The organism is Gluconacetobacter asukensis, assembly GCF_014174375.1.
GTDB classification, from domain to species: domain Bacteria; phylum Pseudomonadota; class Alphaproteobacteria; order Acetobacterales; family Acetobacteraceae; genus Gluconacetobacter; species Gluconacetobacter asukensis.
On record NZ_JABEQE010000003.1, the window covers coordinates 316,788 to 328,089 of the forward strand.

An 11,302-nucleotide genomic window follows, 5' to 3' on the forward strand; every position below is an offset into this window, starting at 1 on the left:
ATCTTGCCAGGCGTCGGACAATAGGGGGCGGGCGGGACTCATTTCGGATGGTCCTCGTTCATTCCTCCCATCGAACCGCTCGATACGGGCGGGGAATTGATGGGGAATCGTATACATATTTCCCTGGATTCTGGCGGAATGCCGCGTGATGTACGTGACGTGGGGGTCACGCTTCATTCATGCGGAGTGCCAGGTCTGTGTGCGCGATATTCGGCGGTATTGGCGTCTGACGCGCCGATATACCATGGATGACTATCCCGGCACGTGCGAAGCGCCTTTGGCGGCTTGATATAACATATTCGTGATCATGGGATTTTGACGCCCCAACCTCATCCAAAAAAGATTGTTTATGGAGAGTTACACACCTATAGGTAGTAATTGTAGTCATAAACAATCAATGGTTGATGAACATGCGTGTCTTACTCGTCGAGGGGGATGGGAGTGCGGCCCGTGGTACTTCCAACACATTGCGCTCCGTTGGCTACATGATCGACCATGCCGTGACGGGCCATGAAGGGGTCGAGATGCTTCGCCGTTACGATTATGATCTGGCATTACTTGAAATGGTGTTGCCCGATATTGATGGCTATGAGGTCCTGCGGGCGGCCAGGGCCGCGCGGCTGGACACACCCATCGTTGCCATGTCCAGCCTGAACGGGGCTCAGGCCAAGGTCAGGGCTTTTTCGGCCGGTGCGGACGATTACATTACCCGGCCCTACGATACGCCGGAGCTGGCTGCCCGTATCCAGGCCATCGTCCGCCGTTCGAAAGGCTATAGCCAGCCGGTGCTTCAGGCCGGGCTGGTGAAGCTGTCGCTGGACAGCCGGGAAGTGACGGTGAAGGGGCGGCTGGTTCATCTGACCGGCAAGGAATACATGATCCTGGAACTGCTCATGCTCCGCAGGGGCACGGTCCTGAGCAAGTTCGCGTTTCTCGATCATCTCTATGGCGGGATGGACGAGCCGGAAATGAAGATCATCGATGTCTTCATCTGCAAGCTGCGCAAGAAATTGCAGCAGGCGGGGGCGAAGAACGTGGTCACGACCGTATGGGGGCAGGGTTACATGCTCAGGGAGGATGGCGATGAGGACGCGCCGCCTTCCGGCGTGATGATGTCGCCGCCGCGATCGTCGGAGGAGCTGGCCCTGTCGGTTGTCTGACGACGGGTCTTTGGGGGGGAAGCGTACGGATCGGCAAGAGCGCGAGGCATCGTGCTGCCTTGGCGTTCCGCAAAAAAAAGCAGGGTCCGAAGACCCTGCGAGTTAGCGTGATGATTGAATAATGCGATGCCCCCATCGCCCTTTCTTTATGGCACCGTCAGGGGGCATCGGCCTTGATCTGAATCAAGGACGGATGAAAAGAACGAAAGGTCTGAAAGGATTTTTCAGCAGGGGGCAGGCGCGTCCGTCTAGCGTGCGCTGTCCCCCTGCATCAGGGCCAGCCCTTCGGCGACCGACACGAACTCGCCCCCGCGATCGATCCGCTGGTTGCCGAAACGCGCCGCGAACAGGGCGCGCACCGCCGGGACGAACGAGGTGCCGCCGGTCAGGAACACCCTGTCGATATCGGATTCGGTCAGGCCCGCGCGTTCCAGCGCCGTGGTCACCGCGCCGTCGAACTGTGCCAGATCGGGGGCGATCCAGTCCTCGAAGGCCGCCCGGGTGATCGTGCGGTCGATATGGATATCCTTGTGGTGGAAGCGCAGAATCGTGCTGTCGGCGTGCGACAGTTCGGCCTTGGCGGCGCCGACGGCGCGATACAGGGCCTGGCCCTGCTGGTCGGCGACCAGGGTGGCCAGCGCGTGCAGGCGGTCGGGTTCGGAGGCGGTGCGTGCGACATCGTCGATCGCGCGCAGCGTTGCCGGCGTGCGCATCAGCGACAGGCGGTGCCAGCGCGCCAGGCTGGCGTACCATTCGATCGGCACCGGCAGCGGTGCGCCGCCCATGATGCGATAGGTGCCGTCGCGCCCCAGTTCGGGCGAGACGACATTGTCGATGATCCGGTAATCGAACTGGTCGCCCGCGATGCCCACGCCCGCATGGCCCAGCGGGATGGCCCGGCCGATGGCGGGATCGAAGCGCAGGACCGAGAAATCGCTGGTGCCGCCGCCGAAATCGCCGACCAGGATCGTGGCCGGCGCATCCAGCCGCCGGGCGAAGCGCCAGCCGGCGGCTTCGGGCTCCAGCGCCACCGCGATGCTGCGGAAGCCGGCCTCGGCGAAGCCGTCGCGCAGGCGCTGCTCGCCGAATGCATCATCCGGCAGTTCGCCGGCGAAGCGCACCGGGCGGCCGACCGTTGCGTCCACGTCGGCCGGGTCGATCCCGACGGCGCGCATCAGTTCGGCGACGAAGAAGCCGACCAGGTTTTCCAGCGTCAGGCGCCGGCCCAGCAGGCGCGTCTCGCGGAACGATGTCTGCGCCAGATAGGATTTCATCGACATGATCAGGCGGCTCTCGGCCGGATCGTCCAGATAGGCGTCGATGGCGGCGGCGCCGATGGCCTGGTGAACGGCCAGGCGCCCGCGCTCCTCTTCCTGCCACAGGCACAGCAGGGTGCGGCAGGTCTCGGTTTCGGGATGGCCGGGAAAGGCGAATTGCGTGGTGTGGGTGTTGCCATCCGGGGTCGCGATGACGACGACGCTGTTGGTCGTGCCGAAATCGATGCCGACACGGGGGCGTGGCGTGGGGGCAGAGGACATCATCGCGGGTGAATAGGTGCTGCGGATCGGGATGTCCATCCGTGTCGTGCAGGGCTACCCGGCGCGGCGGAAGGTCAGATTCAGGCGGGCGCGGCCGGTCAGCGCGTGGGTGCCCTCGGCCAGCGGATGGATGCCATGATGGGCCAGGCGGGCCGGGCCACCCCAGACCACGATATCGCCATGGTCCAGCGGCACGCGCTGCACCCGGCCCGAACGGGCGGGGCCGCCCCAGAGGAACACCACCGGCAGGCCCAGCGAGACCGAGACGATCGGCTGGCCGAAATCGCGTTCATTGCGGTCCTGGTGCAGGGTCAGTCTGGTGCCGGGTTCGTAGCGGTTGATCAGGCAGGCGTCGGGGGTGAAGCCGGGATATCCGGCCTCGGCGGCGGCTTCCGCCGCCAGGGCGGTGAAAATGTCGGGCAGGGCGGGCCAGGGCTGGCCCGTCAGCGGATCGTGCGTGGTGTAGCGATAGCCCCTGTTGTCCGAGATCCAGCCCAGTGTGCCGCAATTGGTCATGGCGACCGACATGGTCCGGCCGCCCTGGGTGGTCATGCGGCGGAAGGGCGCCGCGTGGGCGATGGCCTGGATCTGGGCGATCAGACTGGGCGCCGTGGCGCGGGCGCGTCCGGCCAGCAGCAGGGCGCCCGGCCCCAGCACGCGATCCCGCGCGCCCGATTCCAGGTCCAGGCCGGGCAGGGTGCCGGTTGCTGGTGGACGGGGCGGGGATGGCGGCATGTCCGGTCCTGCCTTTCAGGGGCGGTTGGGAGGTGTGCGGTCGCCACTGCCCAGTTCGCATTGCAGCAGCACGACATCCAGCCAGCGCCCGAACTTGTAGCCGACCGATTGCAGGGTGCCGACCGTGCGGAAGCCGTGGCGTTCATGCAGGCGGATGGAGGGCAGATTCGCGCTGTCGCCGACCAGGGCCATCATCTGCCGGAAGCCTCGTGCCACGCACTCCGCGATCAGCGCGCCCAGCAGCGTCGTGCCGATCCCGCGTCCGGCGGCGTCGGGGGCCAGGTAGATGGAGTCCTCCACCGTGTCGCGATAGGCGATCCGTGGGTGATAGGGGCCGGCATAGGCGTAGCCGATCACCGAGCCATCCTGTTCGGCCACCAGATAGGGAAAATCCCTGGCGCGCAGTGTCTCCATGCGTTGTGTCATCTCTTCGACGGAAGGGGCCTCGATCTCGAACGACGCACAGCCATGCAGCACATGATGGGCGTAGATCGCCGTGATTGCGGGCAGGTCCGTGGTGTGCGCGGCGCGGATTGTGACGATGGGAGAGGCGGGTGGCATGCTGGTGGTCCGGCTGGTTTGGGAGTGATGAACGGCAGGGGGCAATCTGCGGCGGCGTGGACCCGATGTCGATGATGACGTGATCTGTCGGCCGCGAGGGGAAGCCCTTCCCGGCCGAGGATCGGCCAGGAAGGGATTGCGACCGGATAGCGGTCAGTTGGTCGCGGTGGGGGCGGGGGCCTTCAGCGTCGCGGCCAGGAAGGCCTCGCGCGCGTCGTCGACATGCGCGCGCAGGACCGGGTCGGTCAGCATGTGGGTGCCGGGCAGGAGCAGCAGATTGTAGGGGCGCCCGGCGGTGATGAAGGCCTGCGTCATCTTCATGGTGTTTTCGAAATAGACATTGTCGTCGGTCAGGCCGTGCATGATCAGCAGCGGACGGGAGAGGGACTGCGCGTAGGTGAGGACGTTGCTGACGCGGTAGCCCTCGGGGTCGTCCTGCGGGGTGCCCAGATAGCGTTCGGTATAGGCCGTATCGTAATCGCCGAAATCGGCCGGCGGAGCGCCCGCGACGCCGGCCTTGAAGACGTCCGGTCGGCGGATGGTGGCCATGGCGGTGAAATAGCCGCCGAACGACCAGCCATGGACGCCGACATGATCCAGGTCCAGTTCGGGGTAGCGCTTGCCGAGGGCGGTCAGGCCGTCGATCTGGTCCTGAAGCGGCAGGTCGATCAGGTTGTTCTTGGTCGCGCGTTCCCAGTCATGGTCGCGGCCCGGTGTGCCGCGCCCATCCAGGCTGACGACGATGAAGCCGTGATTGGCCATGCACTGGCTTTCCAGGGACAGGCGCGGCGCGTCCAGGACCTCCTTGTATCCGGGGCCGGCATAGACGGACAGCACCACCGGGTAGCGCTGTCCCGGCTTGAAGTCGGCCGGGCGGATGATCATGGCGTCCATGTCGCGCGTGCCGGCGCGCGTGTATTCGATGTGCGGCACCAGTGTCGGTGTTTCCGCGACTGTAGGCACGGTGGCCAGTACATGGCCCGCGCTATCGCGCAGGGTGGTGACGGCGCTGCCGTCCGCGCCCGACAGGCTGTCGATGAAGCGGGTATGGCCGCTATCGGCGAAGGTTGCGCCATGCAGCCCGGCTTCCGGCGTCAGCAGGACCGGCGTGCCGCCTTGCAGGGGCAGGCGGTAGATCGCGGTGCGGGTCCGGTCGGGGTTGGCGGTGACGGTCACCGTAGCGGCTTCGGGATCGATATCGTCCAGCGAGACGAAGGGCAGGCCAGCGGGTGTGACCGCGTGGTCCAGCGTGCCGTCGGCGTGGCGCAGTTCCAACTGCCAGTGGCCGTTGCGTTCGGCGGCCCACAGGAAACCATTGCCGTCCGGCAGCCAGCGCGGTAGGGAGCGGCCGCGCCCGTCGCCCGAGGGGCTGATATTGATCCAGGCGGGATCGCGTTCGGTGAGCAGGGTCGTGGTCTGGCCGGTGGCCGGGTCGACGCGCAGGACCCGTTCCTCGGTCTGGGCGCGGTTCAGCACCACCAGCGTGAGCGGGCCGCGACCTTTGGGCCAGACGGCTCGTGCCAGATAGGGGAAGGCGGTGCTGTCCCACTGGACCCAGCGGGTCGGGCCGCCATCGCGCGCGACCAGCCCCAGCCGGATGTGCGCGTTTGCCGTGCCGGCGCGGGGGTAGCGGAATTCGACCGGCTGGGTGGCGGGGTGCTGGGGGTCGGTGATGTAATGTTTCTCGACGCCGGAGGAATCGGCCTCTTCATAGAGGATCGTTTGCCCGTCGGGCGACCACCAGAGCCCGTCCGGCCGGGCCAGTTCCTCGGCGGCGGCGAATTCGGCCAGGCCACGGGTCAGGGTTTCGCTGCCGCCATGGGTCAGGCGCACGGTGTGTCCGCTGGCCAGTGTCACGACATGGACGTCATTGTCGCGCACCACTGCGACATGGGTGCCGTCCGGAGACAGGCGGGGGGCGATCCAGCCACGGCCGGGGACGTCGGAGACCTTGCCGGTCGTGACCCCGATCTGCATCAGCCGGTCGCCCTGGCTGACCAGGGCGGTCTGCCCGTCATCCGACAGGGTGAAATCCGTGATGCCGGTCAGCGACATGCGGGCGCGTTCGCGCCGGGCCTTTTCCTCGACCGACAGGGATTCGGTGCCGGTCGGTCGGGCCAGTTCGGTCTCGGTCCCTGTCGCAGGGTCGAAGCGCCACAGATGCAATGTGGTGTCGCGCGGGCCGCTGCGCAGGAACAGCACCGCGCGACCATCGGGCGTCGGCTGCGCGTGGCGCGGCAGGCCCAGCGTGAAATTCCGCGTGGCGGCCAGGTCGGCATAGCACTGGCCGGCGGCGGGCGCGGCATGTGCCGCTGCTGCCAGCAGCAATCCGGGGAGGGACAGCGCCACGCGCCGCATCAGGCGGCGGGGGCGGCGGCCGGGGGAAGGTGAAGGCATGATGAAGTCCGTCTGTCATGTCGAAAGCGCTCGACGATGAATTGACGGGGCGTTGGGCGCAAGTCGGGGGCCTTACCCTCTCGCGTGGTCGGGATCGTTTCGGTATGACACGAGGTGCCCGCTGCGTGTCGGGCATGGAAGTCTGAAGCATGTCTCCTGTCGCGCGGTTCCTGCCGCTGATTGTCATCGTTGCCATTCTGTCCTGGGCCAGCGCCTATCCCGTCGTGCGGATTGCATTGCGCGATCTGCCGCCGGTGCCGCTGGCTGCCGCGCGCTATGTCATTGCGGCGATGCTGGCCGGGGGCTGGCTGGCGTGGGCGCGCCCGCCTGTGCCGGCTCGGGGCGATTGGCTGCGCATTCTGGCGTGCGGCGCGATTGGAATCGCGCTTTACAATATCCTGTTCAATACCGGGGAAGTGACCGTCTCGGCCGGTGCGGCCAGCCTGCTGATCAGCGCCATGCCGCTGATCGCTGCCCTGATCGCAGTGGCGGTGATGGGGGAGCGGCTGTCGCCTTGGGGATGGGGGGGCTCGCTATGCAGTTTCGCGGGTGTGATGCTGATTGCAGAAGGACAGGTGGGCGGTATCTCGCTGGGGTCGGGCGCGATGCTGGTCTTCGGGGCTGCGGTTTGCGGCGCGCTCTATACGACGCTGCAAAAGCGGCTGGTGTTGCGATATGGGGCGCTGCCGACCATCTGCTACATCCTGATCGCGGGGGCGGCCTGTCTGAGCCCCTGGTTGCCGCAGGCGTTAAGGGTGCTGCCGAGTGCGCCCGTGCGCTGTTGGGTGGCGGTGCTGGAACTGGGGGTCTTTCCCGCCGCCATCGGTTATGCGGCCTGGGCGTTCGTGGTCGGCCATATGGGGGCGGCGCGGGGGGCGGGGTTACTGTATCTGCTGCCGCCGGCGACGCTGGTTCTGGCGTTTATCCTGACTGGCGAAATCCCCAGTGTGCGCACCTTGCTGGGTGGTGCGATTGTCATGGCGGGGGTAGTGATCACCAATACGTATGGACATCCGAGCCGTGCGACGCGGCATGGGGCGTGAGGCGGGTGCATGTCGAAAGACAGGGCAGAGCATGAAATTTTGTGTGGTTGGCGCGGGTTTTAGCGGTGCAGTCATCGCCCGTCATCTGGCCGAGCGTGGTCACGAAGTGGTCGTGGTGGACGAACGCTCGCATGTTGGGGGAAATTGCCACACGGAGCGGGATGCCGAGACCGGAGTAATGGTCCATCGTTATGGGCCTCATATCTTTCACACCGGAGAGGAGCGCGTATGGCATTATATACAACGCTTTGGCACCTTCCGTCCCTATACGAACCGTGTGAAGGCTGTCTCGGGCGGTCGTGTCTATTCCCTTCCTGTCAATCTTCTGACCATCAATCAGTTCTTCGGAAGGGATATGGGGCCCAGGGAAGCGCGTGCCTTTATCGAGGAAAAAGCCGATCATTCCATTGTTGATCCGCTTTGTTTCGAGACGCAGGCGCTCAGGATGATCGGACCGGAATTATATGAGGCATTTTTTCGTGGCTATACACGTAAGCAATGGGGGATCGATCCCACTGAGTTGCCGGCATCGATCCTGAAGCGTCTTCCCTTGCGATTTGATTATGATGATAATTATTTCAGCCATCCCTATCAGGGAATGCCTGAGCAAGGATATTCGGCTATTATCCGGCATATCCTGGATGAAAAAGGAATCGAAATAAAATTAAACTGTTCATTTGAATCCCTGTCTGAAAAATTTTATCATGTTTTCTACACAGGACCAATCGATCGATATTTCAAGTTTCGGACCGGACGGCTGGCATACAGGACTTTAGATTTTGAGCGCTTTGTCGATGACGGCGATTATCAAGGGACGGCCGTCATCAATTATTGCGATGAAGACGTGCCTTATACCCGAGTCACGGAGCACAAATATTTCGCGCCTTGGGAAAAAGAAGAATTCTCACGGACGGTATGTTTCCGCGAATATAGCCGACTGGCCGGAAAGTGCGACATTCCGTATTATCCAGTCAGGATGATCGGTGATCAGTCTCTGCTGAACCGCTATATAGAAATGGCGCGTGAAGAGAAAAGCGTTTCCTTCATCGGCCGACTGGGCACCTATCGCTATCTGGACATGGATGTGACTATAAAAGAAGCGCTTGATGCCTGCGACATTATCGATCGGACTCTTCAGTCCTCCGAATTGTCCTTGCCTGCTTTTTTTGTGGACCCTCATTGAATGCTACGGCGATCGTCGATAGTCCGTGGCGATGTGACCGGGTAGATAGTTTTTTCCTGCATTCCGACATCTTCGCATAGGGTGATCTACCATGAACAAGTTTTTTATCAGCCTTGAAAGAACACCTGAGCGTACCGAACGCTTCCTGCAGGCCAACGCCCATATACAGGGTCTTGTCAGGTCGCCTGGTGTCGATGGTGCGTCGATGGATATCGAGGAGATGAAGGAAAGAGGATTCGTAAGGGATTCCTGCGCGTTTACACGGGGCGCCATCGGGTCGGGCCTCGCCCACGTCGCCTTGTGGGGGAATGTCGCCAAATATGGTATTCCCGCGCATATTTTTGAGGATGATGCGTTCCTGTGCCGCAATTTCGAGGAAGAAAGCAACAGGATCATCGCCTCCCTACCCGCCGATTGGGACATCATTCTATGGGGGAATAATTCGGATACTGTCTTGCAGTTCGAACTGTTGCCGGGAATTACGCAGTGCGTTGCCACCTTCTCGCAAGAGACGGTTCGGCGGGGAATTTCCTCGTTTCAACAGATGGACGTAACTGCGTTGCCCTTCAAGCTGGATCATACCTTTGGAATCTGCGGGTATGCGATTTCGCCACTGGGGGCAGAAAAAATGATCAAGCGTATCCTGCCCATGGATACGACGCATATAGCGTATCCCTCGCTTGGAGGCCGGGTTATCACGACGACATCGATCGATCATCTGATGAATACAGTGTATCCGGAAATGAAGGCCTATACATGCTTTCCGCCGCTGTGCCTGACCGACAACGTGGCTGCGAATAGTCTGAATCTATAATAATATCCGATATCCCGGATCGCTGGTCGGGAACGGTCGGAAAGCTTTCCATTCAGATGGAATCCATCTGAATGGAAAGAAGGATGCAGAGAAAAATTACGGAGTCGAAGTGGCTGCAGTCGCGATAATATTTTCAACGGCAGCATTTTCGTTGAAAAAATTCTTTGCATAAATTTCATGTAAAATAACGTTGTTTGAAAGAGTTTTATATAAAATTTGAATTAGCCTAGCATGAACGGAAGGGTCGGTTGCGATTATATCATTCAGGTTGAAAATATTCAATTTTGAAAGGCATTCTCTGAACGATTTTTTCTGTATGTCTACGTACAATAGCTCTTCTTTTGGTCGTGTTTCTGGGAAAAATACCGGGCACGGAGCGTTATTGATAAATCTGACGTCTTTGACCATGCCGTGATCGGAAAAATTCGCAATTTCGAGAAGATGAGTCCTATAATGGACACTTTCATTATCGATGATGCAGTAAAAGTTGCATTTTTTTGAGGTTGTGCCTTGCATATATTTTCTGTCTTTTGGTAATTTGTGTATGTAAAATACATCTACCTTTTCGGAAGATAATTTTTCAGATATTTTTTCAAGAGACCATCCGCTACCACAAAGATCGACGACCATAGTTTCATTTGTTATTAAACTATCGGAATAGTGTTCGTAATATTTACTTGTAGATGTCTTTGCGTAGCGACTTGTGTAGTAATAAATGCACTCAAATTCATCAGGAAACAGGGCTTCGAAGAGATCTTTCCATGCATAGCAATCTCTGCTTGAAAAAAGAATTCGCGTCTTTCCAAGTTTTTTGCATATTTTATAGAGTATGATGCTGGAGAATAATAATATAGGGAAATTCATGTGAATTTGCGAAATCTGCAATTCACGCTCATGCCTTGTGGGGGACCAACTCGTCAATCGCACCTCGCGGCATAATTCACCGAGGGCCGTAAAGCCAATATCAAAAAAGACTTTTTCGACGGCATCTATTTGGAAGCTGGTCGTAATTTCAACGTCGATCCCTGCTTCCCGAGCGCGGAAACCATCAGCATGAAGATTGTCACCGAGATGTTTCCTGACGGAAAAATCTGAGAGTATATGTCTCCATATATAGCCATCATGTTTACCGTAATTTGTGACGATCAAACCAAATTCTTTTTTTAATCCGGATTTCTCAAGAAGAGATCGAATGACATGTTCGGGAAGATACATGTCGGAAATGAGGATATCTCCGTCGGATACTTTATCAATATTCTCTTTTATGGCAATGGCATTCTCTACCTCTAAATCTATCTCGATTTCCTTGATAAGGTTTACTTTCTCTTCACTCACGTTGAGTATTTTTTTTAATTCATGATAAATATCATCAATTTTGTAGATGCGTCCGAATAATCTTTGTTCGGCTTCTCTTCGAGCTTGGGCAAAGCCCATGATGCCGGTTCTCTTTTCTACTAGAGAAAAAACATTAAGGGGGAAAACACAGCGCCTGGCGATTAAAGTATCAAAAACATCAAACGTGTTAATGATGTTCTTTGAATTCATAATAAATCTCTCTCCGGGGGGGCAATGCCGCATATGTCAGAAAAATGCAGCTTTTCTGTATCAAGCGTATCGGTTGGTTCAGAGAAGGACGTCTTCCTTCAATTGTAAAACTGGTCTCACGGGAACAGATAGGCAGGAGGCGGAAACTATATTCCGTCGCGCAGGCGCATCATAGCCTGAAAGGTATTCAGAATATTTTTTATTCTGGTGCGATTAGAGCCTGTTTGGAAATGCGCGCTGGTGAGCGAAAGCGGCCTGGAACGGGCCGCGCCCGGCGTGTGTTTCCGAGCATCGGAACGGAGCGGCCTATATGGAAGTGAGCACCG

General features: G+C 59.4%; 9 protein-coding genes. 4 read left to right on the forward strand and 5 right to left on the reverse strand.

Features of this window, described 5'->3' with window-relative positions:
• Positions 1 to 410: 410 nt before the first annotated feature.
• Positions 411 to 1,160, forward strand: a complete 750-nt coding sequence (locus HLH35_RS05730) for a response regulator transcription factor (protein ID WP_182978213.1) — start codon at positions 411 to 413, stop codon at positions 1,158 to 1,160.
• A gap of 248 nt (positions 1,161 to 1,408) precedes the next feature.
• On the opposite strand, the gene HLH35_RS05735 is transcribed toward HLH35_RS05730, so the two are convergent.
• From HLH35_RS05735 to HLH35_RS05750, 4 genes are all read right to left on the reverse strand, one after another.
• Positions 1,409 to 2,698 carry an Hsp70 family protein gene (locus tag HLH35_RS05735; RefSeq protein WP_182978249.1) on the reverse strand — a complete coding sequence of 430 codons (1,290 nt, stop codon included), beginning with the start codon at positions 2,696 to 2,698 and terminating at the stop codon, positions 1,409 to 1,411.
• A 54-nt stretch (positions 2,699 to 2,752) separates the two neighbouring features.
• Entirely contained in the window at positions 2,753 to 3,433 is a 681-nt protein-coding gene (gene alkB / locus HLH35_RS05740) for a DNA oxidative demethylase AlkB (protein WP_182978214.1), read from the reverse strand.
• A gap of 15 nt (positions 3,434 to 3,448) precedes the next feature.
• Positions 3,449 to 3,994 carry a GNAT family N-acetyltransferase gene (locus HLH35_RS05745; RefSeq protein ID WP_182978215.1) on the reverse strand — a complete coding sequence of 182 codons (546 nt, stop codon included), beginning with the start codon at positions 3,992 to 3,994 and terminating at the stop codon, positions 3,449 to 3,451.
• A 153-nt stretch (positions 3,995 to 4,147) separates the two neighbouring features.
• Positions 4,148 to 6,391 (reverse strand): S9 family peptidase, encoded by a 2,244-nt coding sequence (locus HLH35_RS05750; protein ID WP_182978216.1) that lies wholly within the window; start codon positions 6,389 to 6,391, stop codon positions 4,148 to 4,150.
• A gap of 149 nt (positions 6,392 to 6,540) precedes the next feature.
• On the opposite strand from HLH35_RS05750, the gene HLH35_RS05755 reads away from it, so the two are divergent.
• The 3 genes from HLH35_RS05755 (at position 6,541) to HLH35_RS05765 (ending at position 9,431) form a co-directional block, all read left to right on the forward strand.
• Positions 6,541 to 7,434: a DMT family transporter gene (locus HLH35_RS05755; protein WP_182978217.1), complete on the forward strand. Its 894-nt coding sequence runs from the start codon at positions 6,541 to 6,543 to the stop codon at positions 7,432 to 7,434.
• Between the two features lie 31 nt (positions 7,435 to 7,465).
• Positions 7,466 to 8,617, forward strand: a complete 1,152-nt coding sequence (gene glf / locus HLH35_RS05760) for a UDP-galactopyranose mutase (protein WP_182978250.1) — start codon at positions 7,466 to 7,468, stop codon at positions 8,615 to 8,617.
• Positions 8,618 to 8,708: 91 nt separating this feature from the next.
• The gene (locus HLH35_RS05765; RefSeq protein WP_182978218.1) at positions 8,709 to 9,431 is read left to right on the forward strand and encodes a glycosyltransferase family 25 protein; all 723 of its coding nucleotides are present in this window, start codon (positions 8,709 to 8,711) and stop codon (positions 9,429 to 9,431) included.
• A 96-nt stretch (positions 9,432 to 9,527) separates the two neighbouring features.
• On the opposite strand, the gene HLH35_RS05770 is transcribed toward HLH35_RS05765, so the two are convergent.
• Positions 9,528 to 10,976 carry a hypothetical protein gene (locus tag HLH35_RS05770; RefSeq protein ID WP_182978219.1) on the reverse strand — a complete coding sequence of 483 codons (1,449 nt, stop codon included), beginning with the start codon at positions 10,974 to 10,976 and terminating at the stop codon, positions 9,528 to 9,530.
• Between the last annotated feature and the right edge of the window lie 326 nt (positions 10,977 to 11,302).